The sequence below is a fragment of the Actinacidiphila cocklensis genome (assembly GCF_907177275.1).
In the GTDB taxonomy this organism is placed as follows: Bacteria; Actinomycetota; Actinomycetes; order Streptomycetales; family Streptomycetaceae; genus Actinacidiphila; species Actinacidiphila cocklensis.
Window position 1 is genome coordinate 1 of the sequence record NZ_CAJSLV010000085.1, and the last position, 25,077, is coordinate 25,077.

The 25,077-nt window shown below is 72.5% G+C and carries 26 protein-coding genes and 1 pseudogene; 12 read left to right on the forward strand and 15 right to left on the reverse strand.

Translation table 11 applies throughout. From position 1 onward, the window contains the following. The 4 genes from NFU81_RS30935 to NFU81_RS30950 all read left to right on the forward strand — a co-directional run. Positions 1–220 (forward strand): potassium-transporting ATPase subunit C (locus tag NFU81_RS30935; protein ID WP_251497302.1); only part of this gene is annotated, 220 nt, incomplete at its 5' end. 72 nt (positions 221–292) lie between these two features. Then, positions 293–1,276 (forward strand): aldo/keto reductase, encoded by a 984-nt coding sequence (locus NFU81_RS30940; protein ID WP_251497305.1) that lies wholly within the window; start codon positions 293–295, stop codon positions 1,274–1,276. Positions 1,277–1,296: 20 nt separating this feature from the next. Then, on the forward strand, positions 1,297–1,749 hold the full coding sequence (locus NFU81_RS30945) for a type II toxin-antitoxin system PemK/MazF family toxin (protein ID WP_251497308.1): 453 nt from the start codon (positions 1,297–1,299) through the stop codon (positions 1,747–1,749). Positions 1,750–1,872: 123 nt separating this feature from the next. Beyond that, complete coding sequence (locus NFU81_RS30950; protein ID WP_251497311.1) at positions 1,873–2,430, forward strand: hypothetical protein; 558 nt, start codon at positions 1,873–1,875, stop codon at positions 2,428–2,430. A gap of 5 nt (positions 2,431–2,435) precedes the next feature. On the opposite strand, the gene NFU81_RS30955 is transcribed toward NFU81_RS30950, so the two are convergent. The 3 genes from NFU81_RS30955 to NFU81_RS30965 form a co-directional block, all read right to left on the reverse strand. Beyond that, positions 2,436–4,391 (reverse strand): APC family permease, encoded by a 1,956-nt coding sequence (locus NFU81_RS30955; protein ID WP_251497313.1) that lies wholly within the window; start codon positions 4,389–4,391, stop codon positions 2,436–2,438. Positions 4,392–4,674: 283 nt separating this feature from the next. Further along, positions 4,675–5,343, reverse strand: a complete 669-nt coding sequence (locus NFU81_RS30960; protein WP_251497316.1) for a hypothetical protein — start codon at positions 5,341–5,343, stop codon at positions 4,675–4,677. Between the two features lie 174 nt (positions 5,344–5,517). After that, positions 5,518–6,450, reverse strand: coding sequence for a lysylphosphatidylglycerol synthase transmembrane domain-containing protein (locus NFU81_RS30965; protein ID WP_251497319.1), 933 nt, complete (start codon positions 6,448–6,450; stop codon positions 5,518–5,520). A 391-nt stretch (positions 6,451–6,841) separates the two neighbouring features. Between NFU81_RS30965 and NFU81_RS30970 the strand changes: the two genes are divergently transcribed. Continuing rightward, positions 6,842–7,852, forward strand: coding sequence for an aldo/keto reductase (locus NFU81_RS30970; RefSeq protein ID WP_251497322.1), 1,011 nt, complete (start codon positions 6,842–6,844; stop codon positions 7,850–7,852). Positions 7,853–7,903: 51 nt separating this feature from the next. Continuing rightward, positions 7,904–8,146: pseudogene (locus NFU81_RS30975) on the forward strand (LysE family transporter); the annotation flags it as partial. A 49-nt stretch (positions 8,147–8,195) separates the two neighbouring features. On the opposite strand, the gene NFU81_RS30980 reads toward NFU81_RS30975, so the two are convergent. Next, the gene (locus tag NFU81_RS30980) at positions 8,196–8,423 is read right to left on the reverse strand and encodes a DUF2277 family protein (RefSeq protein ID WP_251497325.1); all 228 of its coding nucleotides are present in this window, start codon (positions 8,421–8,423) and stop codon (positions 8,196–8,198) included. A gap of 171 nt (positions 8,424–8,594) precedes the next feature. On the opposite strand from NFU81_RS30980, the gene NFU81_RS30985 reads away from it, so the two are divergent. Beyond that, a complete protein-coding gene (locus tag NFU81_RS30985) occupies positions 8,595–9,494 on the forward strand; it encodes a chitosanase (protein WP_251497328.1) in 900 nt (299 codons plus the stop codon). 115 nt (positions 9,495–9,609) lie between these two features. Next, positions 9,610–10,032, forward strand: a complete 423-nt coding sequence (locus tag NFU81_RS30990) for an RbsD/FucU family protein (protein ID WP_251497332.1) — start codon at positions 9,610–9,612, stop codon at positions 10,030–10,032. A gap of 4 nt (positions 10,033–10,036) precedes the next feature. Here the strand turns inward: NFU81_RS30990 and NFU81_RS30995 are convergent, their stop codons facing one another. After that, on the reverse strand, positions 10,037–10,408 hold the full coding sequence (locus NFU81_RS30995; protein ID WP_251497335.1) for a winged helix-turn-helix transcriptional regulator: 372 nt from the start codon (positions 10,406–10,408) through the stop codon (positions 10,037–10,039). Positions 10,409–10,498: 90 nt separating this feature from the next. Here NFU81_RS30995 and NFU81_RS31000 point away from each other — a divergent pair, with 90 nt between their 5' ends. Beyond that, positions 10,499–11,131: an NAD(P)-dependent oxidoreductase gene (locus tag NFU81_RS31000; RefSeq protein WP_251497338.1), complete on the forward strand. Its 633-nt coding sequence runs from the start codon at positions 10,499–10,501 to the stop codon at positions 11,129–11,131. A 13-nt stretch (positions 11,132–11,144) separates the two neighbouring features. On the opposite strand, the gene NFU81_RS31005 is transcribed toward NFU81_RS31000, so the two are convergent. The 6 genes from NFU81_RS31005 to NFU81_RS31030 form a co-directional block, all read right to left on the reverse strand. Further along, positions 11,145–12,677: a sensor histidine kinase gene (locus NFU81_RS31005; protein WP_251497341.1), complete on the reverse strand. Its 1,533-nt coding sequence runs from the start codon at positions 12,675–12,677 to the stop codon at positions 11,145–11,147. A 1-nt stretch (position 12,678) separates the two neighbouring features. Beyond that, positions 12,679–13,416 carry a response regulator transcription factor gene (locus tag NFU81_RS31010; protein WP_251497344.1) on the reverse strand — a complete coding sequence of 246 codons (738 nt, stop codon included), beginning with the start codon at positions 13,414–13,416 and terminating at the stop codon, positions 12,679–12,681. 90 nt (positions 13,417–13,506) lie between these two features. Next, the gene (locus NFU81_RS31015) at positions 13,507–14,277 is read right to left on the reverse strand and encodes a hypothetical protein (protein WP_251497347.1); all 771 of its coding nucleotides are present in this window, start codon (positions 14,275–14,277) and stop codon (positions 13,507–13,509) included. Positions 14,278–14,312: 35 nt separating this feature from the next. Beyond that, the gene (locus NFU81_RS31020) at positions 14,313–15,548 is read right to left on the reverse strand and encodes an ABC transporter permease (protein ID WP_251497350.1); all 1,236 of its coding nucleotides are present in this window, start codon (positions 15,546–15,548) and stop codon (positions 14,313–14,315) included. Next, entirely contained in the window at positions 15,545–16,438 is an 894-nt protein-coding gene (locus NFU81_RS31025; RefSeq protein ID WP_251497353.1) for an ABC transporter ATP-binding protein, read from the reverse strand. Before NFU81_RS31025 ends, NFU81_RS31020 begins: the two co-directional genes overlap by 4 nt. Continuing rightward, positions 16,435–17,799 (reverse strand): efflux RND transporter periplasmic adaptor subunit, encoded by a 1,365-nt coding sequence (locus NFU81_RS31030; RefSeq protein ID WP_251497356.1) that lies wholly within the window; start codon positions 17,797–17,799, stop codon positions 16,435–16,437. Before NFU81_RS31030 ends, NFU81_RS31025 begins: the two co-directional genes overlap by 4 nt. Positions 17,800–18,084: 285 nt before the next feature. Between NFU81_RS31030 and NFU81_RS31035 the strand changes: the two genes are divergently transcribed. Further along, positions 18,085–18,699, forward strand: coding sequence for a hypothetical protein (locus NFU81_RS31035; protein WP_251497360.1), 615 nt, complete (start codon positions 18,085–18,087; stop codon positions 18,697–18,699). 158 nt (positions 18,700–18,857) lie between these two features. Here NFU81_RS31035 and NFU81_RS31040 read toward each other — a convergent pair whose 3' ends face one another. The 3 genes from NFU81_RS31040 to NFU81_RS31050 form a co-directional block, all read right to left on the reverse strand. Further along, on the reverse strand, positions 18,858–20,366 hold the full coding sequence (locus tag NFU81_RS31040) for an LCP family protein (RefSeq protein WP_251497362.1): 1,509 nt from the start codon (positions 20,364–20,366) through the stop codon (positions 18,858–18,860). 208 nt (positions 20,367–20,574) lie between these two features. Then, positions 20,575–21,003: an anti-sigma factor antagonist gene (locus NFU81_RS31045; RefSeq protein ID WP_251497365.1), complete on the reverse strand. Its 429-nt coding sequence runs from the start codon at positions 21,001–21,003 to the stop codon at positions 20,575–20,577. A 133-nt stretch (positions 21,004–21,136) separates the two neighbouring features. Further along, positions 21,137–22,003, reverse strand: coding sequence for a helix-turn-helix domain-containing protein (locus NFU81_RS31050; RefSeq protein WP_251497368.1), 867 nt, complete (start codon positions 22,001–22,003; stop codon positions 21,137–21,139). Positions 22,004–22,184: 181 nt separating this feature from the next. Here NFU81_RS31050 and NFU81_RS31055 point away from each other — a divergent pair, with 181 nt between their 5' ends. Then, entirely contained in the window at positions 22,185–22,667 is a 483-nt protein-coding gene (locus tag NFU81_RS31055) for an ATP-binding protein (RefSeq protein WP_251497371.1), read from the forward strand. Between the two features lie 19 nt (positions 22,668–22,686). On the opposite strand, the gene NFU81_RS31060 is transcribed toward NFU81_RS31055, so the two are convergent. Beyond that, positions 22,687–22,938 (reverse strand): DUF397 domain-containing protein, encoded by a 252-nt coding sequence (locus NFU81_RS31060; RefSeq protein WP_251497374.1) that lies wholly within the window; start codon positions 22,936–22,938, stop codon positions 22,687–22,689. A 233-nt stretch (positions 22,939–23,171) separates the two neighbouring features. On the opposite strand from NFU81_RS31060, the gene metG reads away from it, so the two are divergent. Continuing rightward, positions 23,172–24,902 (forward strand): methionine--tRNA ligase, encoded by a 1,731-nt coding sequence (gene metG, locus NFU81_RS31065; protein WP_251497376.1) that lies wholly within the window; start codon positions 23,172–23,174, stop codon positions 24,900–24,902. Positions 24,903–25,077 lie beyond the last annotated feature (175 nt).

The following is a 25,077-nucleotide window of genomic DNA, read 5'->3' on the forward strand; positions in this document are numbered from 1 at the left end:
CGACGCCCTGACCGCCTCCGGCTCGGGCCTGGACCCCGACATCTCCACCGCCTACGCCTACGAGCAGGTCGCCCGGGTCGCCAAGGCCCGCGGCCTGTCACCGGAGCAGGTGCACACCCTGGTCGCCGGCCACGTCCACGGCCGCGACCTGGGCTTCCTCGGGGAGCCGCGCGTCAACGTCCTGGACCTGAACAGGGCGCTGAACGGGCTGTCCGGCTGAGCCCGGTGCACCGGTTCGCTCCCGGTCCTGTCCCGCGCGGGGCCGGGCCGGGAGCGACGTAGCATCGGGCGCATGGAACAGCGTGTACTGGGCAGCACCGGCCGTGCGGTGTCCGTCGTGGGTCTGGGAACGTGGCAGCTCGGCGCCGACTGGGGCGACGTGCAGGAAGCCGACGCGATCGCCGTACTGGACGCCGCCGTCGAGTCGGGCGTCACCTTCTTCGACACCGCGGACGTCTACGGCGACGGCCGCAGCGAGCAGCTGATCGGCCGCTACCTGAAGGACCGGCCGGACGCCGGGATCTTCGTCGCCACCAAGATGGGCCGCCGCGCCGAACAGCGGCCGGAGAACTACTCCCTCGACAACTTCCGTGCCTGGAACGACCGTTCGCGGGCCAACCTGGGCGTCGACACCCTCGACCTGGTGCAGCTGCACTGCCCGCCCACCGCCGTCTACAGCTCCGACGCGCTCTACGACGCCCTCGACACCCTGGTCGAGGAGCAGCGCATCGCCGCCTACGCGGTCAGCGTCGAGACCTGCGACGAGGCGCTCACCGCCATCGCCCGCCCCGGCGTGGCGAGCGTGCAGATCATCCTCAACCCCTTCCGGCTCAAGCCGCTGGAGCGGGTGCTGCCCGCGGCGGCAGCGGCCGGCGTCGGCATCATCGCCCGGGTGCCGCTGGCCTCCGGGCTGCTCAGCGGCAAGTACACCCGCGAGACCGTCTTCGCCGCCGACGACCACCGCACGTACAACCGGCACGGCGAGGCCTTCGACCAGGGCGAGACCTTCTCCGGCGTCGACTACGAGACCGGCATCGAGGCCGCGGTGGAGTTCGCCGCGCTGGCCCCCGACGGCGCCACCGCCGCGCAGACCGCGCTGCGCTGGATCATCCAGCAGCCCGGCGTGACCTCGGTGATCCCCGGGGCGCGCTCGGTCGCGCAGGCCAGGGCGAACGCGGCCGCCGCCGCGCTGCCCGAGCTGCCGCCCGCGGTCCTCGACGGCGTACGCGACCTGTACCACCGGCGTATCCGGGCACAGGTGCACGACCGCTGGTGACGGCCCGATAGCGTCGGGGCGTGACGACTTTCACCGACAGCCACCCCGAGTTCCCCGGCGCCGCGGGACCGCACGCCACCACCGAGGCCGACGCCCGCCAGGTGGGCCGGGTACGTACCGCCTACGCCCCGGCCCACGACGGCGACCCCGACCCGGGCGAGATCGTCTGGACCTGGGTGCCCTTCGAGGAGAACGACGGCCGCGGCAAGGACCGCCCGGTGCTGGTCGTGGCGCGCGAGGCGGCCGGCACCCTGCTGGCCGTCCAGCTCTCCAGCAAGCGCCATGACCACGACCGCGAGTGGGTCGCGATCGGCGCGGGACCCTGGGACCGCGAGGGCCGCGACTCCTGGGTCGACGTCGACCGGGTGCTGCGCCTGCACGAGCAGGGCATGCGCCGCGAGGCGTGCGCCCTGGACCGCGGCCGCTTCAACCTGGTGGTCAACCGGCTCAAGGAGCTGTACGGCTGGAGCTGAGCGGCTTGCGCCCGGGGGCCGCGGCGCACCGGCCGTAAGAGAAGCGTCAGGATCGCGGGCGGTGGCGTCAGGGCGGTGTCAACGGGCGTCCGCCGGCCGCCGGCGGTGCCTAGCGTCGGCAGTGTGCAGCGCGGATACCCCTCCCCACCGATCCGCCGCCCCTCCCGAGGACGCGGTGCCGGGCCGGTACGCGGCTCCGACCGCGACCGGCCCGCCCGGCTGCGTCTCGCCCTCGCCCTGCCCGGCGCGCTGCTGGCCACGGCCCTGGCACTGGACGCCGCCGCCGGCAGCCTGACGATGCCCCGCGCCCTGCTGTGGACGGGCCTGGCGGCCGCGCTGTTCGCGGTGCTGCTGCCGCCCCGCATCACGGCGGGCGGCGGCCGCCTCGCGGTCCGTACGCTGCTGCGCACCCGGCGGGTGCGGATCGACCACCTGGTCGGCGCCCGGCTCGTGGGCGGCACCGACCGGCGCCTGGTGCTGCGCGACGACGCGGGGGGCCGCGTCGAGGTCGACGCGGCCGCCGTGGCCGAGAGCCCGTTCCTGCGCCACGAGCTGGACGCGGGTGCCCGCCGGTCGCACACCGCGGGCCTGCTGGCCGACCCCTCGGCGGTGTGCGGGCCGGCCGCCGCGGCCGACACCGCGCAGGCCCGCGCGCTCTTCCGCGCCTCGGGCCTGGAGTGACCGGATCAGCCGACGTGCACCTTGGGCCGGCGCGCCCGGTTCGGCTCCGCCTCGCGCAGCACCTCCCGGGTCACCGGGGCCACCTCGCCGTGGCCGAAGAGGAAGAAGCGCAGGAAGTTCGCGAACGGACTGCCCTCGGTCCACTCGAAGTACATGTGCGGCTTGCACGCGGTCATGTCGCGTACGTGCAGCAGCAGCGCGGCCAGCGCGTTGGGCACCGACGGGCTCTCCAGCGACAGCACCCGGTACTTCCCGTGCAGCACGTTGCCGTGCACGGTCAGCGCCGACTCGAACTCCGACGCGTCCAGCACCGTGACCTCCACCAGGACGAGGTCGTCCTCCTGCGGGATGTCGTTGTCCAGCCGGATCTGGTGCAGCTTGTCGCGGTACTCGGCGGCGTCCCGCAGCCCCGGCTCGTTGGCGACGAAGCGCACCCTGCGGGTGGCGATGTCCCGCACGAACCGCTCGGCCATCGGGTCCAGCTCCACGCTGGTGACCCGCAGCTCGAAGGCGCGGGCCAGCCGGGACAGGAACGACACCAGCATGATGCCCGCGATGAAGCAGGCGCCGATCTTCACACCGTCGGGCCGCTCCAGCACGTTGACCACGGTCGTGTAGAGGAAGACCACCGCGATCACGCCGAAGCAGATCGTCCACCGCCGCTGCCGCGCCTTGCGGGCCGCGATGGTCACCGCGATGGCCGCGGAGCTCATCAGCACCAGCACACCGGTCGCGTACGCGCCGCCCTGCTTGTCGACGCTGGCGTCGAAGATCCACGTCACCAGGAAGGCGACCAGCGTGAAGACCAGCACCATCGGCCGCACCGCGCGCGCCCAGTGCGGCGCCATGCCGTAGCGCGGCAGATAGCGCGGCATCAGGTTGAGCAGGCCGGCCATCGCCGAGGCGCCGGCGAACCAGAGGATGGCGATGGTGGAGAAGTCGTAGACCGTGCCGAAGCCGGAGCCCAGGTTCTGGTGCGCGAGATACGCCAGCGCGCGGCCGTTGGCGGGGCCGCCCGCCTCGAAGTCCTGCTTGGGGATCAGCACGGTGGTGATGAAGCTGGTCGTGATCAGGAACACGCTCATGATCAGCGCGGCGGTCGTCAGCAGCTTCTTGGTGTCCCGGATCCGGCCCGTGGGCTTCGCCTCGGTGTCGTCCGGGTCGCCCTCGACGAGCGGCATCACCGCGACCCCGGTCTCGAAGCCGGACATGCCCAGCGCGAGTCTGGGGAAGATCAGCAGCGAGACGCCGATCATCACGAAGACGTTGCCGCGCTCCGCGGTCAGCCCCTGCGTCCAGTCGGTCACCAGGTGCGCGGCGGTCAGCACGTGCCACAGCCCGTTCGCGACCACGACGACATTGAGCGCCAGGTAGATCCCGACCAGCACCACGGCCACCCCGATGGCCTCAAGGAAGCCCTTGAGGAAGACCGCGCCGAGCAGCGCGATCAGGCCCAGCGTGATGATCATCTGGTGGCTGCCCAGGGCCGCCGAGAAGTGCGGGTTCTCCACCAGGTGGGTGGAGGCGTCGGCCGCCGACAGGGTGATGGTGATCAGGAAGTCGGTGGCCGCGAAGCCCAGCAGGGCCAGCACGAACAGCTTGCCCTTCCAGAACGACAGCAGCCGCTCCAGCATCGCGATCGAGCCCGCTCCGTGCGGGCTCTCCTCGGCGACCCTGCGGTAGACGGGCAGCGCGCCCGCGAGCGTCACGATCACCAGCACGACGGTCGCGATGGGCGACAGCAGCCCGGCGGCGAGCGCCGCGATGCCCGGCTGGTAGCCGAGGGTCGAGAAGTAGTCGACACCCGTCAGGCACATCACCCGCCACCAGCGCTGGCCCTTGTGGGCGCCCTCCTGTGCTGGGGCGCCGGGCTGCTGGTGCTGGTGCCTGGCCATGTCGGACAGGCCCTCTAGCAGCCATGCGCGGAATCTGCCGCGCTCGGCCCCGGCGGTGGTGGACATGCGACCCTGCTCCTGTCGTGCGGCGCCGTCGCCGGGCGACAAGGCGTGGTGATGCAGGCCACCACTACGGGATGGCCTGGTCAGCGTACGCAATCTGGTCGCCGTCGACCGTGCGCGCCACCGCACCCCCGCGGCCGGTCCTGCCGCGGGATCTCCGGTGCGGGAGCCTGGGTCAGCGTGCGGCGCCCCGGGTTCGGATGGGGCGCCGCACGGTTTTTCCATACGTATTCTTAACGCCGGCGGGCGGGTCTTGACGCCGCGGGGGCTTCCGCCCGGGCCGGGATCATGCCTCGGAGGCGGTCTTGTCCTCTGCGGTCGCCTTGCCGGCGTCGTCGTCGGTGGCCTCGTCGGTGGCCTTGCCGGTGGCCTCGTCGGCCGGCTCGTCGGCGTCGGCCTTCGTCTCGGGCGCCGCTTCGGCCGTCGCGGTTGCCTCGGCGCCGTCCTTGGCGTCCTTGGCGTCCTTGGCGGCTTCCGCGGGCTCGGCGGGCTCCGCGGCGGCCTTCTCGTCGGGGTCCTCGAAGTGCTCGTCGAGTACGGCGTCGAGCTCGGCCGTCCAGGTCTTCAGCAGGCCGCGGGACTTCGCCTCGACGTGCGCCTCGAACCAGCGGCGCGGACCGGTGTAGACGGTCACCGCGAAGCGCTTGCCGAAGCGCGGCGTGTCGATCTCGACCGCGCCGATCTCGTCCCAGGTGAAGTCCGCCTCCTCGCCGTCGAGCCGGAAGACGATGCCCACCCGGTCGGCCAGGATCGTCGCGCGGCGGTCGGAGACCTCGAAGAGCGGGTCGCCCCGGTCCTCTTCCTCTTCCTGTTCCTCCTCGTCCTTCGCCTCCGCCTCCGCCTCCGCGGCGGGCGGCTCGGCCGTACGGGGCACGGAGTCCGCGGCAGCCTCCACCGCGGCCTCGGGCGCGGCGTCCTCGGGCGGGGCGTCCTCGGCCGTGTCCGAGGCAGTCACCTCGTCCGCGGCAGGACGCGGGGGCAGGAGACCTGGCACGAATGCCGGATCGGTCCCTGCGGGGTGTATCGCCGGTGTGATCGAACCTGTGCGCTGCTCCACGGCGGGCAGTATGGCCGATAAACCTGTGCTGTCAACAGCCGACCCCGCCACGGGGCTTCACCGGACCGGCACTCAGACGACCTTGCGCCGCACCAGGGCGCCGAGCGTCAGGGCCGCGGGCAGCAGCGGCAGCCACGCGGTGATGATCCGGTAGCCCAGAACCGCGCTGGTGGCCGCGCCCGCGGGCGCTCCCGCGGCGACCAGCGCGAGGCCGAGCGCCGCGTCGACCGAACCGACGCCGCCGGGCGTCGGGACGCCCGCGGCCAGGCAGGTCGCGGCCAGGTACGCGATCGCCACGTGGGCGGCCGGCACCGGCAGCGCGAGGGCGTGCGCGACCGCGACGAGGCCTGCGGCCTGCAGGGCGGGGAAGGCCAGCGAGCCGCCCCACAGCGCCAGTGCCCGTGCGGGCCGCATGTGCAGCGAGCGGGCGTCCGCCAGGGCGGTGGCCAGGAAGCCGCGCACCAGGCGGCGTACCGGCCGCACCGCCACGACCAGCGCGGCCGCGGCGGCCACCGCGACCGCCAGCGCGGCGACGGCCGGCTCGACCGTGCCGCGGTCCGGGACCAGGCCGTGCAGGCGCAGCGCGTGCGGGAAGGCCAGCAGCATCGCCACCAGCAGGGTCACCCGGCCGATCGACTCGGCCAGCGAGTACAGCGCGAGCGCGGCGGAGGTACGCGCCAGCGGGAGGCCGCAGCCGCGCAGGAACCGCAGGTTCACGGCGCCGGCGCCGATGCCGGCCGGGGTGAGCTGGTTGGCGGCCGTCGCGGCGAACTGGGTCGCCAGCAGGCGCCCCGCGGGCAGCGGCTCCAGTACGGCGCCCTGCCGTGCGACGGCGATCGCGACCCACCCGAGCGCGGTCGCCCCGAGCGCGGCGAGCAGCCACGCGCGGTCGGCGCCGAGCAGGTCCCGGGCGCCGGTCGCCAGCAGGTGCCTGTGCCAGACGGCCCAGGCCGCCACGGCTGCCGCCGGCACGCCGGCGGCCACGAGCCGCCACGTCTTCCCCACGTCCCGACCTTCCCCCACCCGGGGGAAGCCCGGGCATCCCCCGGGCAACCCCCGGATGACGTCCCCTCCACACCCGCACTTCGCCTCACGGCGGGCGGGTGCCACCCAGGGGCGCGAGGAACTGCGCGACCAGCCCCCACCGGGCCGCAGGTCGCCACCGACCCAAAAAACCTGCTCGGCCCGCCCCGGACCACCGGCGAGTGGTGGGCTGAGCGCGCCGTTCCCCGCGCCCCGGGGTTGCACTCCTGCACAGGGGAGAGGCACCCCGAGCCCACCGCGCCCAGCGGAAGAAGCACCCCCCGAGGCCACTCGGGCCAGACGCAAGGGCGCACCCTCGATGGCAAGGGGCACCCCTTGCCATCGAGCGCACTCAAGGGTGTTGGGTGACCGCATGGAATACACGCAGCTGGGCCGAACCGGCCTCAAGGTCGGGCGACTTGTGCTCGGGACGATGAACTTCGGGTCGGAGACGGACGAGGGCGCCGCGCACAAGATCATGGACGCCGCCCTGGACGCGGGGGTGAACTTCTTCGACACCGCCAACATCTACGGCGACGACAACCGCAAGGGCCTCACCGAGGAAGTGCTCGGCCGGTGGTTCGCCCAGGGCGGCGGGCGGCGGGACAAGGTGGTGCTGGCCACCAAGCTCTACGGGAACATGACCAACGACGGCACGCCCTGGAACGAGCAGTCCTGGCCCAACCACGACCATCTCTCCGCGCTGAACATCCGGCGCGAGGTCGAGGCCAGCCTCCGGCGCCTCGGCACCGACCACATCGACGTCTACCAGTTCCACCACGTCGACCGGGCCACGCCCTGGGACGAGATCTGGCAGGCCATCGACGTGCTCGTCACCCAGGGCAAGATCCTCTACGCCGGGTCGAGCAACTTCGCCGGCTGGCACATCGCCCAGGCCAACGAGGCCGCGCGGCGGCGCGGTTCGCTCGGCCTGGTCAGCGAGCAGTGCTTCTACAACCTCGCGCAGCGCACCGCGGAGATGGACGTGATCCCGGCGGCGCAGGCGTACGGCCTCGGCGTGATCCCGTGGTCGCCGCTGAACCAGGGGCTGCTGGGCGGGGCGCTGCGCAAGGAGCGCGAGGGCGGCGGTTCGCGGACGTCGGTGGGCCGCTCGGCGGCGGGGCTCGCGAACCCCGCCGTACGCGCGAAGGTCCAGGCGTACGAGGACCTCTGCGCCGCGCACTCCATGGAGCCGGGCGAGGTCGCCCTGGCCTGGCTGCTCACCCGCCCCGGCGTGACAGGACCGATCGTCGGCCCCCGCACCGCGGAGCACCTGGACTCGGCCCTGCGCGCCCTCGACCTGCACCTCGACGCGGAGCTGCTGGCGGCCCTGGACGCGGTCTTCCCCGGGCCTGGACCGTCGCCGGAGGCCTTCGCCTGGTGACGGCGGTTATTCGGGGGCGGTGCGGCCGGGAGGGTCCCGTAGCGTGGCCGCATGCTGCGTACCCTGCTGCCCTTCCTCGGCGCCTGCACGCTGATAGCCGCGTCGCCGGGGCCGAGCACGATGCTGATCGTGCGGCAGTCGCTGCGCAGCCGCCGGGCCGGCTTCCTGACCGTGCTGGGCAACGAGACGGGCGTCTTCGTGTGGGGCACGGTCGCCGCGCTCGGGCTGACCGCGCTGCTCGCGGCGGCCGTACGGCGGCGGCTGGAGCAGGTCTCCGGCGGCGTCCTGCTGCTGCTCGGCGTCCGGATGGCCGTCGAGAGCTGAGGCGTACGCCGCCCCCCGGTCAGTGCGCGGCGGGCGCGGCGGCGCCGCGCACCGTGAGGTCGGCCAGCAGGGACTCGGTGGCGGCCGCCACCGCGTCCACCGCCGCGTCGAAGGCCTCGCGGTTGTGGGCCGCCGGCGCGCGGAAGCCGGAGATCTTGCGGACGTACTGCAGGGCGGCCGCCCGGATGTCCTCGTCGTGGACCTCGGGGGTCATCGGGGGGCGCAGGGTCTTGATGCTTCGGCACATGCCTCCAGTGTGCCGCGCGGGTCCGACAACCCGACCGCTCCAGCCTCTTGGCTCACAGCCGACCCGGTGCTTCAATGCCTTCTATTGGTTAGGAACCTTTCCTAACTGCACAGCCACGCACCGCAGTTGGCCGCCCCGCACCGGCGGAGGCGGCCGGAAACGGAGACGCACGTGCACCAGTCCCCCCACGCGACCCTGCACTCCCACAAGGCCCGGCGACCCAGCCGCCGCATCGCGCTGATCGCCGCGGCCGGCGTCCTGGCCGGCGGCGGCGCGTCGCTCGCGCTGGCCGGCACCGGCAACGCGGCGGCGGCCCCCCGGCACGCGCCCGCCGCCGCGCCCGCCGCGGCGGGCGCGGGCCTCGCCGACCCGCACAAGAAGGAGATCGCGATGGAGCTGGTCTCCTCCGCGGAGAACTCCTCGCTCGACTGGAAGGCCCAGTACAAGTACATCGAGGACATCGGCGACGGCCGCGGCTACACCGCCGGCATCATCGGATTCTGCTCGGGCACCGGCGACATGCTGGAGCTGGTCCAGCACTACACCGACCTCGAACCCGGCAACGTCCTGGCGAAGTACCTGCCCGCCCTGGAGCAGGTCAACGGCTCCGACTCGCACTCCGGCCTCGGCTCGGCCTTCGTCAGCGCGTGGAAGACCGCCGCGAAGGACACCGTCTTCCAGCAGGCGCAGAACGACGAGCGCGACGGCGTGTACTTCAACCCGTCGGTGAACCAGGCCAAGTCCGACGGCCTCGGCACCCTCGGGCAGTTCATCTACTACGACGCCATCGTCATGCACGGCCCCGGCGACGACCCGGTCAGCTTCGGCGGCATCCGCAAGACCGCGATGAAGAAGGCCAAGACGCCGGCGCTGGGCGGCAACGAGACCACCTACCTCAACGCCTTCCTCGACGCCCGCAGGGCCGCGATGAAGACCGAGGACGCGCACGACGACACCAGCCGCGTCGACACCGAGCAGCGCCCCTTCCTCCAGGCGGGCAACCTCAACCTCGACCCGCCGCTGCGCTGGAAGACGTACGGGGACCCGTACGAGATCCTCACCCTGCCGTAGCACCCGAGGCGGCCCGGACGCGCGCGCCATCCCGCGCCCGGGCCGCTGCTAGGCTCCGGCTACGCCCGCAGAGGTCCGATGTCTGCGCCCCCGTACGAGTGAGGAGCCGCCGCTCATGCTGCGCTACCAGCTGACCCACCCGACGATTCTGGCCGCCCTGGCCTCCGCGGGCCACGGCTCCCGGGTCCTGATCAGCGACGGCCACTACCCGCACACCACCGGCGCCAACCCGGCGGCCGAGCGCGTCTACCTCAACCTCGCCCCCGACCGGCTGCTGGTCACCGAGGTGCTCGCCGCCCTGACCGACGCGGTGCCGATCGAGTCGGCCACGGTGATGACCCCGCCCGCCGACCAGCCCGAGCCCCCCGTCTTCGCCGAGTTCCGCACCGCCCTCCCCCACCTCCCGGCCCTCACCCCCCTGGACCGCTTCGCCTTCTACGACACCGCCCGCGGCCCCGACACCACCCTCGTCATCGCCACCGGCGACCGCCGCACCTACGCCAACCTCCTCCTGACCCTCGGCGTCCGCCAGGACTGACCCGCTACGGCGCCTCGTAGGACTCGCGGGCGGTGAGGAGTTCCTCCCAGTGGTCCGCCGCCCAGGCGCACGCCGCGTTCAGCGGGGTGAGCATGCTGCGGCCCAGCGGGGTCAGGGCGTACTCGACGCGGAGGTCGGGGTGCGGGTGGGAGGTGCGGGTGATGAGGCCGTCGCGCTGGAGGGTGCGCAGGGAGCGGGTGAGGACCTTCGGGGTGGCGCGGTGCAGCGGGACGCGCAGTTCGGAGAAGCGGCGCGGGCCGTCCTCCAGGCAGCGCAGGACCAGGGCCGCCCACTTGTCGCCGAAGCGGAAGGGCACGAGGGAGGACGGGCACAGCTCGTCGAACATGTCGGGGGCCAGCGGCTGCCGTTGCGTCATCAGGTCTCCTGCCTCGGCGGTATCCGGGTGGTAACCGCCCTCGCGGATACCTTCCCCCGGAGCATCCACTCCCCAGGAGGTATTCCGGCGATGAGCAGGTTCGTGGTTTTCGGTGCCGGCGGCCGCGCCGGCCGGCAGGCCGTCGCGGAGGCGCGGCGGCGCGGGCACGAGGTCACCGCGGTGGTGCGGGACCCGGCGCGCTACGCCGGCGAGGCGGACGGCGGTGTGCGGGTCGCCCAGGGCGACGTCACCGACGCGGCGGACGTCGCGGCCCTGGCGGCAGGGCATGACGCGGCGGTCCACGCGGCCGCGGTCTACGGCGAGGGCACCGACCCCGGCGCCTTCTTCCCCGCCGCCGCGCGCTCCCTGGTCGCGGGCCTGGGGCAGGCCGGGGTCGGCCGGCTCGTCGCCGTCGGGCTCTCGGTGCTGCTGCCGGGCGCCGACGGGACCCGGCAGATCGACGTGCTCCCCGCGGAGTTCCGCCCCTTCTGCCTGGCGCACGAATCCGGCCTCGACGTGCTGCGCGCCGAGGGCGGCGCGCTGGACTGGGTGTACGTGAGCCCCGCGGGCGACTTCGACCACGACGGCGGGCGCACCGGCCGCTACGGCGTCCGCGCCCACGGCGACCCCGCGGCCCGCATCTCCTACGCCGACTTCGCCGTCGCGCTGCTCGACGAGGCCGAGAAGGCGCGGCACTCCCGCAGCCACCTCGCGGTGTCCTGACGCGGCCGGGGCGTCAGGCCGACGGGAGGCGGATGCGGAAGGTCGCGCCCTTCCCCGGCGAGGTGTCCAGCTCGACGTGGCCGCCGTGCGCGGTGATCAGCGCCGCCGCGATGGACAGGCCGAGGCCCGCGCCGCCGCCGGCGGCCCGGGTGCGGGAGGCGTCGGTGCGGTAGAAGCGCTCGAAGACCCGGGCCGCCTGCCCGGCCGTCATGCCGGGTCCGCAGTCGGCGACCTCCAGGACGCCGTGGCCGTCCAGGGTGCCGACGCCGATGCGGACCGGGGAGCCCGGCGGGGTGTGGGCGACGGCGTTGCCGACCAGGTTGGCGACGACCTGCCGCAGCCTGGCCTCGTCCCCCAGCACGGGCGCGGGTGCGGGCGGCCCGGCGGCGCCGGGCCCGGTGAGGGTGACCGGGCGGGCCGGGTCGAGGGCGGTGGTGTCGTGCAGCGCGTCCACCGCGAGGGTGCGCAGGTCCATCGGGGCGAGCTGCACCGGCCGCAGCTCCTCGGTGCGGACCAGCGTGAGCAGGTCCTCGACCAGACCGCCCAGGCGTACGGCCTCGCTCTCGATCCGGGTCATGGTCCGCTTGACGTCGGCCTCGTCGGGCAGCGCGCCCATCCGGTACAGCTCGGCGAAGCCGCGGATGCCGGCCAGCGGGGTGCGCAGCTCGTGGCTGGCGTCGGCGACGAAGCGCCGCATCTGGTCCTCGGACTCGGCGCGGGCGGCGAAGGCGGACTCTATCTGGGCGAGCATGCCGTTGAGCGCCAGGGAGAGCCGGCCCGCCTCGGTGTGCGGCGAGCCGGCCGGCATCCGGTGCGACAGCGGGCGGCCTGCGGCTATCTCGGCCGCGGTCGCCTCGATCTGCCGCAGCGGCCGCAGCCCGGCCCGTACCGCGAACCAGCCCGCCACCCCGAGCAGCGCCACGACCACCCCGCCGATCAGCAGGAAGGCGGTGCGGAGCCGGTCGGTGGTGGAGGACACGTCGTCGAGCGAGGCGGCCACGACCACGCCCGCGGGCAGCGAGCGGGCGGCCGAGGCGGACGGAGCGCTCACCGGGACGATCAGCACCCGCCAGCGCCCGCCGCCGTGGTCGCTGGCCACGTCGAAGGGCATGCCCAGCCGGGCGGTCAGCTCGGCCGCGTCCATGGCGGGCCACAGCGGGCGCGGGTCGCCGGCCGCGACCGGCAGCCGGAACTGGTCGGAGACCCGGCCGTCGGCGGCGGCGAAGGCCACCACGAACTGGCTGGGCAGCCACGGCCGGTTGCCCGGGCGGATGTTGCGCGCCGGCGGGATCCCCTCGGTGCCCAGGCGCTGCGCGAGCGGGCCGCCGTAGCGCTCCAGTTGCTGGTCGACCCGCTGCACCAGCCGGCCGCGCACCGAGCCCAGCACGACGGTGTCGCTGACCGCGAGGCCCAGCAGCACCAGCACCAGCGACAGCAGCACCAGCCGGGAGCGCAGCGACAGCGCGGAGGGCCGAAAGGACCGCCGGAAGAACCGCCGCCGCATGAGGCGCAGGAAGGGCGGCGGGAAGGACGGAAGGCGGGCCATGTCAGCCTTGCGCCTGCACCGGGCGGCGCAGCACGTAGCCGACGCCCCGCACGGTGTGGATGAGCTTGGCGGCTCCGTCCGCGCCCGAGTCGACCTTGCGCCGCACGTACGAGATGTACGACTCGACGATGCTCAGGTCGCCGCCGAAGTCGTACGCCCACACGTGGTCGAGTATCTGCAGCTTGGAGACGACCCGGTCGGCGTTGGCCATCAGGTAGGCGAGCAGCTTGAACTCGGTGGGGGACAGCGACACCTGGCGCCCGGCGCGCAGCACCTGGTGGCCGACGGTGTCCAGCTCCAGGTCGCCGGCGACCAGCCGCCCGTCGTCGGTGCCGCCGCCGGTGCGGCGCAGGATCGCCCGGATGCGGGCGATCAGCTCCTCCAGGCTGAACGGCTTGGTGACGTAGTCGTCGCCGCCGGCCGTCAGCCCGCTGATCTTGTCCTCGACGCCGTCCTTGGCAGTGAGGAACAGCACCGGCAGGCGGTCGTCGGCGCCGGCCCGCGGGTGCGGCCCGGCCTCCTCGCGGAGCCGTCCGACGACCGCGAAGCCGTTCATGTCGGGCAGCATCACGTCGAGGACGACCAGGTCGGGCCGCTCACGGGCGACGGCGGCCAGCGCGTCCGCGCCGGTCGCGGCCGAGACGACCCTGAAGCCGACGAAACGCAGCGACGCCGACAGCAGTTCCCTGATGTTCGGTTCGTCGTCCACCACCAGCAGGCTTGCCTCGGGTGTGTCCATCCGGCGTCCTCCCGGCCCGGTCGTGCGGCCGTACGGTGCCGCGACGCGCTGTCGCCGGGCACCGTACGCCGCTGAGCTGTGAGCGGGACGTCAGTTCCCGCCGGCGCCGCCCGCACCGCCGAAGCCGCCGCCGGTCCCGATGCCGCCGCCGAAGCCCCCGCCGAAGCCGGTCGGGGCGGTGGCGCCCTCGGTGACGGTGGTGGCGGTGATGCCGCCGGAGGCGCCCTGGGTGCCGCGCACGGTCACCGTCTGGCCGGGCTTGAGGTCGGAGACCTTGCCGTCCTTGGACTCGGTGACCTTGGTGGACGCGCCGGTGGTGACCTTGACGATGTCGCCCTGGGCGTCCGTGACATAGATGGTGCTGCCGTCGACCAGCTTGACGGTGCCGAAGGTCAGCCCGCCGGCCGCGGCGCCCGTACCCGTACCCGTACCCGCGGTGGCGCCCGTGCCGCCGGCCGCGCCGCCGAAGCGGCCCGTCCCCGTACCGGCGCCCGCACCGCTGCGGGCGCCGGTGAGCCCGGCGAAGGGGTTGCCGGCGGACGCCGTGCCGTTCAGGTGGTGCTTCTCGACCAGCGCGCCGCCCGCGAAGGCGGCCGCCGCGACGATCCCGGCCGACAGCACCAGCGTCAGCCACGGCAGTTTGCGGCGCGGCGGTGCGGCCAGCTCCGCGGTGATGTCCCGCGCGTCCGGCGGCTCCGCCAGGACGTCCTCGGGCCGCTGGGCCGGCGGGCCGCCGTGCCCCTCGATCAGGTCGGAACCGCGCCGGATCTCGATCCCGCCGGTGCCCTGCCCAGGGACGAGCGGCAGCAGATCCGTGCCGGAGTCGTCCGCCTTGACCAGCTCGGAACGGCGTCGCGCCATCTCGGCTTCTCCCTTGTGTGTGAAAGCTGTGCGAATCACTCGTGCCGCAGGGCCTCGATGGGCCGCAGGCTCGCCGCCCGGTTGGCGGGGTAGCTGCCGAAGAACAGCCCGATGGCCACGGCGATGGCGAAGGCGCCCCACACCGATTCCGGGATGACCACCGGTTTGATGCCGACGATGGTGAAGTGCGAGCCGATGAGGCCGCCGACCACCCCGAGCCCGCCGCCGATGAGCGACAGCAGCGTCGACTCGGCCAGGAACTGCCCGAGGATGACGCCCTTGGGGGCGCCGATCGCCTTGCGGATGCCGATCTCCCGGGTCCGCTCGGTCACCGTCACCAGCATGATGTTGGTGATGCCGATCCCGCCGACCAGCAGCGAGATCGCGGCGACCGCGCCGAGCAGCACCGTGAAGGTCTTGTTGGTGTCGGACTGGGTGCTCAGCAGGGACTCCTGGCTGCTGACCCGGAAGTCCAGCGAGTTGGCGTCCTTGATGCCGTGCGTGCCCATCAGCACGGTGGTGATCTCGTTCTGCGCGGGCGTGGTGGCCCCCGCGGACTTCGCCTCGACCAGGATCTGGCTCAGCGAGCCGAAGCCGGTGAAGGCGTTCTGCACGGTCGGCAGCGGTGCGATCACCGTGTCGTCCGGGTCCTGGAAGCCGGTGCCGCCCTTGGTGGCCAGCACGCCGACCACGGTGAAGGGCGTACCGCCGATGACGACCTTCTTGCCGACCGGGCTCGCCGTCCCGAACAGGTCGCTCGCGGTGGTCGAGCCGATCACCGCGACCTTGCGGGTGTTGAGCACGTCGTCGGCGGAGAAGTAGTCGCCCTTGTCGACCTTGCTGTTGGACGCCTCGAAGTACGCCGGGTAGGTGCCGACGACCTGGCTGACGGTGTGCGAGGTGCCCTGGTAGATCGCCGTCTGCGAGGTGGTGACCTCGGGCGCGACCGACTCGATGTCGGGCGCGGACGCGGGGTCGGCCAGCGCGCGGGCGTCGTCCACCGTGAGCGGCTTGGTGCTGCTCGACGACGTCGACCGTCCGCCGCCACCGCCACCGCCGAAGGCGCTGCCGGAACCGGAGGAGATGGTCAGCGAGTTGGTGCCGAGCTTCTCGATGGAGTCCTTGACCGACTGCGACGAGCCGTTGCCGACCGCCAGCAGGATGATCACGGCGGCGACGCCGATCAGCACGCCCAGCATGGTCAGCGCGGAGCGCACCTTGTTGGCGGCCAGGCCGCCGACCGCGAAGCGCAGCGTCTCGAAGGGGTTCACAGCGCACCGCCTCCCGAAGCGCTCAGCGCCTGCGGTGAGTGCGCGGCGAAGATCCCGGGGTCGCGCAGCGCCGGCGGCGGCCCCTCGACGGGCGCCTGCCGCACGTCGGCGACCACCTGCCCGTCGACCAGCCGTATGACGCGCTTGGCGTGCCGGGCGACCTCGTCCTCGTGGGTGATCAGGACGACGGTGCGCCCCGACGCGTTGAGCCGGTCCACGATCGAGAGCACTTCCTCCGTGCTGTGGCTGTCCAGGTTGCCGGTCGGCTCGTCGGCGAGCAGCATCGCCGGCGCGGTGACCAGTGCTCTGGCGACCGCGACCCGCTGCTGCTGGCCGCCGGACAGCTCGTTGGGCCGGTGGTCGACCCGGTCGGCGAGGCCGACCAGGGCGAGCGCGGCCAGCGCCCGCCGCCGGCGCTCCGCGGTCCGCACCCCCGCGTAGGCCAGCGGCAGTTCGACCTGGGCCAGCGCGGGGGTGCGCGGCACCAGGTTGAACGACTGGAAGACGAAGCCGATCTTGCGGTTGCGCACCAGTGAGAGCTGGTGCTCGTCGAGACCGCCGACGTCGATGCCGTCCAGCAGGTAGCGGCCCGACGTCGGGACGTCCAGGCACCCGAGGATGTTCATCAGGGTGGACTTGCCCGACCCCGAACTGCCCATCACCGCGACCATGTCGCCCTGTTCGACCAGCAGGTCGACACCGGGGGACTCACCGGTCACCGGGTCGGGCGGGCCGCCGAGCGCCCGTACGGTCGCGTCGCCGTGGCCGTACGTCTTGCGCAGCGACCGCACCTCGATGACCGGTGGCGGACCCCAGGGCTCCTCCTGCGGCGCTTCCGGCTCGCCGCCTCCGCGGTGGGCGCCGTTCCTGCCGCCCAGGCCGAGCCTCATCCGCGCGCCCCACCGGCGCCTGTGCCGCGGAAGCCGCCCGCCGCGCCGCCGGCGCCGCCGAGGCGGTTCGTGCCGCCGCCGAGGCCGCCGGGGAAGGCGCCGCTGGGGAAGCCGTTGTTGCCGGCCGAGGCGACCGTCGGGATCTGCACCTGCTGGCCCTCGGTCAGGCCGCCGGTGATCTGGTCGGTGCTGTCGCCCTCGATGCCGACCGTCACCGCGGTACGGGTGGTGGACCCGTCGGCGTTGACGACCGTGACCGTGCGGCTGGCGCCGGTGCCGGACACCGCGGCGGTCGGCACGCTGAGCGCGTCGCTCGCCGAGCCGGTGGTGACCTGGATGCTGGCGCTCAGGCCGGTACGCAGGTCCGAGGTGTCGCTGGTGATCTGGAGCGTCGCCGCGTACTGCACGGCGCTGCCCGACGAGCCGGTCCCGGAGCCCGAGCCGCTGCTGACGGGGAGCGAACTCACCGACAGCACCTTGGCGTCGAGCACCGTGCCGGACTGGGCGTTGAGCGTGACGGTGGCGGTCTGCCCCGCCTTGACCTTGAGCGAGTCGGCCTCGGAGAAGTCCGCGGTCACCTGCATGCCGGCCGGGTTGGTCAGCACGATGAAGCCGGAGAGCGAACTGCTGGAGGACGAGGAGGAGTTGGACGACGAGCTGCTGCTCGAACCGGAGCCGGAGCCGGAGCCCGCGCCCGAGCCGCTGCCGCCGGTGCCGGAGACCGTGTCGCCCTTGGCCGCGGCCACCGAGGCGACCGTGCCGGCCACCGGGGCCTTGAGCGTGGTGCCGTCGACGGCGCGCTGTGCGGCGTCCACGGCGTTCTGCGCCTGCGTCACCTGAGCCTGGGCCTGGGCGAGTTGGGCGGCGTCGACGGTCGGGGTAGGCGACGGGGTCGGGGTGGCCGCTGCGGTGCCGCCGCGGCCCGAGCTGCTGGAGTCACCGCTGGAGTTGCCGGTGGACGCGGGCAGTTCGCCCGCCTCGACCTTGGTCAGGTTCGCCTCGGCCGCGTCCAGCGAGGCCTCGTCCTGCTGGAGCGTCGCCTTCGCGTCGGTGTCGTCGACCTCGGCCAGCACCTGGCCCTTCTTGACCTTGTCACCCGGCTTGACGCTCACCTTGGTGAGCGTGCCGCCCGTGGTGAAGTTCAGCCCCGCGTCGCTCGGCGAGGCGAGCGTTCCGGAACCGGACACGGTGGCCAGCACCGTTCCCTTGCTGACGGTCGCCACCCGCGCGGTGCTGCTGCCGGTGGACTTGCTGCCGTCGTCGTGCACGGCGGCGTAGGCGCCGCCGGCGCCCGCGAGGACGACCACGCCGAGCACCGAGTTGATCAGGGCGGCCCTGCGCCGCCGTGGAAGCACCTTCATGACCGGCATCCTGGCCGCCCACTCCTTTGAAGCCCTGGGAGGAAACTGGGAGTTCGCTGGGAGTGCATAGCCCGCATATACGGGCACAGGCCGCCTTCCGGGCGGGGCTGTGCCGTTTACGGGCGGCTGTGGGCGGTCTGTTCCCCGGAAACTCACAGCCGGTGCCCGGGCGGCGCCTACTTCGGTGGGGTTCAGTCATGGGCTGCCGCCCTGCGTTGGCCTCCATCCCCGCGCGCACGCGTAGGGCGGCACCACCGCCCACCACCTCCCCGAGGAGACCCGGCCATGACCTGGACCCCCACCACCGCACTGCGGGCAGGCGCGTCCGTCGCCGTCCTCGCCTCGGGGGCGCTCCTGCTCGCCGCGTGCTCCTCGGGGTCGTCGGGTACGCCGGCCGCAGGCGACGCGAAGCCGTCGTCCTCGGTGTCGGCCGGCGCGAGTGCCTCCGGCTCGATGACGGCGTACCGCGACTGCCTGTCGCAGCACGGCGTGGACCTGCCGAGCTTCGCGCCCCGCACCGGGCGCCCCTCGGGCCGGCCCTCGGGGCGCCCCAGCGGGGGCGGCGGCTTCGGCGGGTTCGGCGGCGGCTTCGGCGGCGCGTCCGCCGATCCCACGACGCAGGCGGCGATGAAGGCGTGCGAGTCGCTGCGGCCGCAGTTCTCCGGGCGTGGTGGGGCGGGTGGCGCCGGGGGCGCCGACTCCAGTGCCTTCCAGGCCTTCACGAGCTGCCTGAAGGACCACGGCGTGACCCTCTCGACGGCGTCCCCGTCCCCGGGCTCCACGGGCCGCCCCCGCGGCGGCATGTTCGGCGGCCTCAACACCTCCGACCCGAAGACGGCCGCGGCCTACAACACCTGCAAGGCCCTCCTCCCCCAGCGCCCTTCGCCTGCGGCGAGCTGAGCCGTCCCGCCGTGCGGCGCGCAGTTCCCCGGGCCCCTGATGGCTTGCCCTCTGCGCAGAGGGTGAGCGTTTTTCAGGGGCGCGGGGAACTGCGCGACCAGCCACCCACCGGGGGAAGGTCCCGGAGCCCGGGGGCGGGGCGCCCCCGGGGGGAACCGTCAACCGTAGCTGAGCTTGGAGCAGGGGTCCGCGTCCGCGCTGCGGGCCTGCTTGCTCAGGTCCGTCGCCGACGGGCTGGGCTTCGAGGACGCGGACGTACCCGACTTCGCGGCGGTGGCCGCGTAGTCCGAGCCGAGCACGACGTTGACCCCGGTCGTGTCGAGCTGGACCAGCTGCGCGCCAGGGAAGAGCTTCGCGACGGTGTCCGCGTGCGCCTTGGCCTCGGCGCCCGAGCCGTACTCGATCCGGGTGACCGTGTGGTCCCTGGTCTTCGCGTTGGTCGAGTTCATGACCGTGAAGCCGTCGGCCTTCAGCGCGTCGGCCGCCTTGCCGGCGAGGCCGCCGGTGTACGTGCCGTTGTAGACGGAGACCATGATCCCGGAGCCGTCGACCGTCGCGCTGGGCGTCGGCTTCGGCGCGGTCTTGCCGGAGGCGTTGACGCCCTCCAGCGTGCGGTCCGCGCGCAGTTCCGCGAAGAGGTTGTCCACGTCGGGGTGGACCAGGTCTATGCGGGAGCCGGCGTACTTCCAGGGCGCGGTGATGAACTGGATGTTCTTCAGGTCGATGCCCTTCAGCGACAGCCCGAAGTTCATCAGCTTCACCGCGCTGCCCAGACCCGGGTCCACCGTCAGCGACTTGGTCGCCGCGTTGGCCAGCGGCAGCAGCGTCGTGGGGTTCATGCCCTGGCCCTTGATCTTGCTGATCAGCGCGGACAGGAAGGCCTGCTGCCGCAGCATGCGGCCGACGTCGGAGTTGTCGCCGACACCGTGCCGGACCCGGACGTAGTCCAGCGCCTGCTGGCCCTGCAGCTTCTGCATCCCGGCCTTGAGGACGACCTTGCCCTTGTGGCCGAGGTTGGGGTTCATGTCCCCCTGGTAGATGTTGTTGGGCACGCAGACCTCGACGCCGTGGACGGCGGAGGTCATGGACGCGAAGCCCGCGAAGTCGATCACCATCGTGTGGTCCACCCGCAGGCCGGACAGCTTCTCGATGGTGTTCTGCGTACAGGCCGGGTTGCCCTTCTCCGTGTTGCCCATGGAGAAGGCCGAGTTGAACATCGCGGCCGGCTGGTCCGCCGACCACTTGCCGTCCGGCAGCAGGCAGGAGGGTATGTCGACCAGCGAGTCGCGGGGTATGGATATGCCCACCGCGTGTTTGTGGTCGGGATAGACGTGCAGCAGGATCGTGGTGTCCGAGCGGCCGATCGGTCCCGACTTGGACCCGCCGAGCTTGCCGTTCTCGCCCGCGCGGGTGTCGGAGCCGATGAGCAGGACGTTGACGGCCTTGTCACCGTTGGCGTCCGCCTGGGCCGCCGCGGGGCGGTTCTTGCTCAGTCCCGCGGAGTCGAAGGTCGCGATGTTCGCGTTCAGCTTGAGGTAGATCGCACCGGCGCCGGCGACGAGCAGCACGACGACCGAGGCGGCGATCCCGATGATCCAGCGCTTGCGGCTGCGCTTGCGTATCCCACGGCCGCGTTTACGTTCCGGCTTGCGCCCACGAACGCCCATTGCCTTACACCTTCGGTCCGGTGGCACCCGCACACATCACGACGAAGCCCCAACGTTTATCAGTTGCCCCGGCCGGGCCGTATGACGCCGGTCACATTGGCGCCGGGGGAGGGCGTTTGCCCAGCGAGACACTGTACGGCGTCAACATTTGGGTGACGTAAAGGCAGCATGGAGTGACGGCTTCCGTACCCGGGCGGACCGGGGGACGTCAGGCGCCCAGCGCCTCGTCCAGGGTGGGCACCGGGAGGAAGACCGTGTCGAGGCCGGTCATCGCCAGCAGCTTGCGGGTCGGCGGGTGGGTGCAGACCATCGCGGTCCGCCCGCCGCGGTCGATCACCCGGCGGCGGGCGCGTACCAGCAGCGCCAGGCCGTAGCAGTCGATGAACTCCAGCGGCCCGAGGTCGAAGACCACCAGCAGCGGCAGCGGCCACAGCGCGGCGGCGTCCAGGTGCGGGTGGATGCCGCGGGCGCTGCCGAGGTCGATCTCGCCGGCCAGCTCGACGACGGTGGCCTGCCGGACGCGGTACGAACGGGCGTACTCCGTCGGCGCCGGGATCACGTGGTCGAGCCGGTGGCCGGGCTCGGCACGGCCCTCGCGGCTCCCGGCGGCCTGGTCGCCGTTGACCCCCTCGTCCACCTGTGCCCCCCGTCCCCCTCGCGTGACCTGCGTAACCGTAGCGGCGCAGCAATGCCCGGGGGGAGACAGCCGGGGGTAAAACAACGCGATATTCACCCGTAGGGGTGAAGGTCCACAGAAAGGACCCGAAAGGTCACAACTCCCGCTGAAACGTGTTCAGCCAGTCGAGGGAGTCGGCAGGGCTCAGCGCGAGCCGGCCCAGCGCCGTCATGGCCTTGTCGTACTCGACGACCTCGTCGTGCTTGTCGATGTAGAGCGCGCCGGTCAGCTGCTCCAGATAGACCAGGTCGGGCAGGTCGGACTCGGGGAAGCTCAGCAGCGTGAAGGCGCCGCCGCCGGCCGCGTGGCCGCCGGTGGCGAAGGGCAGTACCCGCACGTCCACGTTGGGCGCCCCTGCGGCCTCCAGGATGTGCTGGATCTGGTCCCGCATCACCTGCCGGGTGCCGAACGGCCGGCGCAGCGCACCCTCGTCCATCACGGCGACGAAGTGCGGCGCCCGCTCCGAGACGAGCAGCTTCTGCCGCTCCAGGCGTAGACCGACTCGTCTTTCCACCCAGGAGTCGGCTCCTTCGGGGTGACCGAGCCGGATCACCTGCCTTATGTAGTCCTCGGTCTGCAACAGGCCGTGCACGAACTGCACCTCGAAGGTGCGGATGAGGGCCGCCGACTCCTCAAGACCGACATACGTCTGGAACCAGGTGGGCATCACCTCGCCGTAGCCGTGCCACCAGCCGGCCGCGTTGGCCTCCCTCACGAGCCCGAGCATGGCGAGCCGCTCACCCTCCTCGGTGACGCCGTACAGCGTCAGCAGATCGGCGACATCCCGCTCCTTGAAGCTGACTCTCCCCAGCTCCATGCGGCTGATCTTCGACTCCGACGCCCGGATGGAGTACCCGGCGTCCTCCCGGCTGATCCCCCGCGACTCGCGCAGCCTCCGCAGCTGCGCTCCGAGCAGCATTCGTCGCACGATGGACCCGCCTCCCGGCTGCCCTGCGCTCATAGGTCACGCTCCGCCCTTGGTTCATCAGCAGTCTGCCACTAATGGCTTGCGCGCAGTACCCATCCCGTCACTCTGAATCGTCACGTGCATCAATTCCTTGCAGATGCACGTGCAGACGCTCTTGCATCCCCGGGTGCCGATCCCTGAGCATGGTGCCCGTGCAGATACTTCGGGGGCACGCATGAAGGCAGAGGCCGCACCTGTGCTCGACCCGTTATGGCAAGGCGTGCTCGCGCCCGAGCGACTTGCCGCGGGTCACGGCGCCACGTGCGAACTGCCCGCCGCCCTGGAGTCGGTGCGAGAAGCGCGCCACTTCACCCGTACGACGCTTCAGCGCTGGGACCTGTCCGCGCTGCTCGACTCCATGGAGCTGGTCGCCTCCGAGCTGGTCACGAACGCGCTGCGCTACGCGGTACCCGTCGGCACGCCCGGTGCGCCGGTGCGGCTGAGCCTGGTGCGCTGGACCAGCCGCGTCGTCTGCGCGGTCCGCGATCCCAGCACGGTGGCGCCGGTCACCAAGGATCCCGACTTCGTGGCCGAGACCGGCCGCGGGCTGCACCTGGTGGACTCCTTCAGCGAGAACTGGGGATGGCACCCGCTGAGCGGTACGGGGAAGGTGGTCTGGGCGCTGTTCCTGGTCGCGCCGGCCGGCCAGCGACGGTGAGACGTGACGTGCCGGGGCCTCACGGCCCCGGCATCACCGGCATCAGATGGTCGAACTCGCCGGCCTTCACACCGATGATCATCGATTCGATCTCGGCTCTCGTGTAAATCAGAGCGGGACCGTCCGGAAAGCGCGAATTGCGTACGGCGACGTCCCCGTCGGGCAGTGCCGCGAACTCCACACATGTGCCATTGGCATTGCTGTGCCGGCTCTTCTGCCAGACCACGTCCGCCAGGTCTTCTGCGGCCATTCCATTGTGCGTCCGGCGCATCAGCCACTCCCCAAAAGTGCCGTGTGGTACAGGAGATGATAACTCGTGCTGCCAGCACGTGCATGTGCACGTGCAAGTGCACGTGCAGTCACAGGCCGTCATCATCGGGACCGCTCTGACCTGAACCTGTCCGGAATGCGAATGCGGGGGCGGGCATCCCGCTACGGTCCGATACGATTGACGGTCCGTAGATGAATTCCTCACTCCGCGCTACGAATTGGGAGCAGCCTGCAATGGCTCGTCACCTCATCACCTCTGCCCTGCCCTATATCAACGGGATCAAGCACCTGGGCAACATGGTGGGGTCCATGCTCCCCGCGGACGTCTACGCCCGGTATATGCGCCAGCGGGGGCACGACGTCCTCTACATCTGCGCCACCGACGAACACGGCACTCCCGCGGAGCTGGGCGCGAAAGAGGCCGGACTTCCCGTCGACGTCTTCTGCGCCCGCGCGCACGACGCGCAGAAGGCGGTCTACGACGGCTTCGCGCTGTCCTTCGACCACTTCGGCCGCAGTTCCTCCGCGCAGAACGTCGACATCACCCAGCGCTTCGCCCGCCGCCTCAACGAGAACGGGTTCATCGAGGAGCGCGCGATCCGCCAGGTCTACTCGCTGGCCGACGAGCGCTTCCTGCCCGACCGCTACATCGTGGGCACCTGCCCCCACTGCGGCTACGACAAGGCGCGCGGCGACCAGTGCGAGAACTGCACCCGGGTGCTCGACCCCACCGACCTGATCGAGCCGCGCTCGGCGATCAGCGGCAGCAGCGCGCTGGAGATCAGGGAGACCAAGCACCTCTTCCTCCTCCAGTCCAAGCTGGCCGCCGAGGTCGAGGCCTGGCTCGACGCCAACAGCGACGACTGGCCGACGCTGGCGTCCTCCATCGCCCGCAAGTGGCTCACCGAGGGCCTGCGCGACCGGGCGATCACCCGCGACCTCGACTGGGGTGTGCCCGTACCCGCCGACACCTGGCCCGAGCTCGCCGCCGAGGGCAAGGTGTTCTACGTCTGGTTCGACGCCCCGATCGAGTACATCGGTTCCACCAAGGAGTGGTCGGACGCGGCCCCCGAGGGCGAGACCCGCGACTGGCAGTCGTGGTGGTACGAGGCCGACGAGACGGTGCGCTACACGCAGTTCATGGGCAAGGACAACGTGCCCTTCCACACCGTGATGTTCCCCGCCACCCAGCTGGGCACCAGGGACCCGTGGAAGAAGGTCGACTTCGTCAAGGCCTTCAACTGGCTGAACTACTACGGGGGGAAGTTCTCCACCTCGCAGCGCCGCGGCGTCTTCACCGAGGCCGCGCTCGACCTGCTGCCCGCCGACTACTGGCGCTACTTCCTGATGGCCAACGCGCCCGAGTCCGACGACACCTCCTTCACCTGGGAGCTGTTCGCGGCCGGCGTCAACAAGGACCTGGCCGACACCCTCGGCAACTTCGTCAACCGGGTGCTGTCCTTCTCCCGCAAGCGCTTCGGCGACGAGGTGCCGGCCGGCGCCCCGGCCGGCGCGGCCGAGGCCAGGCTGGGCGAGCAGATCGCCGGGCTGCTCGCGGAGTACGAGGGCCACATGGAGACCCTGCAGTTCCGCAAGGCGGCCCAGTCGCTGCGCGCGCTGTGGAGCGCGGGCAACTCCTACCTGGAGGAGAAGGCCCCCTGGACGGAGATCAAGACCGACCAGGACGGCGCCGCCCTCACGCTGCGCACCGCGATGAACCTCATCCACCTCTACGCCGTCGTCTCCGAGCCGTTCATCCCGGCCTCGTCCGCCGCGATGCGGGCCGCGTTCACGCTGCCCGACGACGACGCGCGCTGGGTCACCGCCGACGAGGCCCGCACCCTGGCCTCGGTCCCGGCCGGTACGCCCTTCACCGTGCCGCCGGTGCTCTTCGCGAAGATCACCGACGACGAGCTGGCCTCCTACGTCGACCGTTTCGGTGGCGACCCGGACGCTTCCGCGTAGGGTCGGGCACCGCGCGCCCGGTCGCCGCCGAGTCGTCGGCCGGCACCGGGTGCAGCGGTCCCTCCTCCGGCAGCCGGGACCGCCGCACACCCGTCGCCGGGGTGCACGCCGACGCCAGGGCCGCCGCGAGGCCGAGCACCGCACCGCGCCGGCCGATCGGCCCGCTACCGCCGCC

Excerpts from the sequence above, each read along its gene's own strand:
- NFU81_RS30940 (WP_251497305.1), top strand. The coding sequence starts at position 293 with ATGGAACAGCGTGTACTGGGCAGCACCGGCCGTGCGGTGTCCGTCGTG.
- NFU81_RS30955 (WP_251497313.1), bottom strand. The coding sequence starts at position 4,391 with ATGTCCACCACCGCCGGGGCCGAGCGCGGCAGATTCCGCGCATGGCTG.
- NFU81_RS30970 (WP_251497322.1), top strand. The coding sequence starts at position 6,842 with ATGGAATACACGCAGCTGGGCCGAACCGGCCTCAAGGTCGGGCGACTT.
- NFU81_RS30980 (WP_251497325.1), bottom strand. The coding sequence starts at position 8,423 with ATGTGCCGAAGCATCAAGACCCTGCGCCCCCCGATGACCCCCGAGGTC.
- NFU81_RS30990 (WP_251497332.1), top strand. The coding sequence starts at position 9,610 with ATGCTGCGCTACCAGCTGACCCACCCGACGATTCTGGCCGCCCTGGCC.
- NFU81_RS30995 (WP_251497335.1), bottom strand. The coding sequence starts at position 10,408 with ATGACGCAACGGCAGCCGCTGGCCCCCGACATGTTCGACGAGCTGTGC.
- NFU81_RS31000 (WP_251497338.1), top strand. The coding sequence starts at position 10,499 with ATGAGCAGGTTCGTGGTTTTCGGTGCCGGCGGCCGCGCCGGCCGGCAG.
- NFU81_RS31005 (WP_251497341.1), bottom strand. The coding sequence starts at position 12,677 with ATGGCCCGCCTTCCGTCCTTCCCGCCGCCCTTCCTGCGCCTCATGCGG.
- NFU81_RS31010 (WP_251497344.1), bottom strand. The coding sequence starts at position 13,416 with ATGGACACACCCGAGGCAAGCCTGCTGGTGGTGGACGACGAACCGAAC.
- NFU81_RS31015 (WP_251497347.1), bottom strand. The coding sequence starts at position 14,277 with ATGGCGCGACGCCGTTCCGAGCTGGTCAAGGCGGACGACTCCGGCACG.
- NFU81_RS31025 (WP_251497353.1), bottom strand. The coding sequence starts at position 16,438 with ATGAGGCTCGGCCTGGGCGGCAGGAACGGCGCCCACCGCGGAGGCGGC.
- NFU81_RS31030 (WP_251497356.1), bottom strand. The coding sequence starts at position 17,799 with ATGAAGGTGCTTCCACGGCGGCGCAGGGCCGCCCTGATCAACTCGGTG.
- NFU81_RS31035 (WP_251497360.1), top strand. The coding sequence starts at position 18,085 with ATGACCTGGACCCCCACCACCGCACTGCGGGCAGGCGCGTCCGTCGCC.
- NFU81_RS31040 (WP_251497362.1), bottom strand. The coding sequence starts at position 20,366 with ATGGGCGTTCGTGGGCGCAAGCCGGAACGTAAACGCGGCCGTGGGATA.
- NFU81_RS31050 (WP_251497368.1), bottom strand. The coding sequence starts at position 22,003 with ATGAGCGCAGGGCAGCCGGGAGGCGGGTCCATCGTGCGACGAATGCTG.
- NFU81_RS31055 (WP_251497371.1), top strand. The coding sequence starts at position 22,185 with ATGAAGGCAGAGGCCGCACCTGTGCTCGACCCGTTATGGCAAGGCGTG.
- NFU81_RS31060 (WP_251497374.1), bottom strand. The coding sequence starts at position 22,938 with ATGCGCCGGACGCACAATGGAATGGCCGCAGAAGACCTGGCGGACGTG.
- metG (WP_251497376.1), top strand. The coding sequence starts at position 23,172 with ATGGCTCGTCACCTCATCACCTCTGCCCTGCCCTATATCAACGGGATC.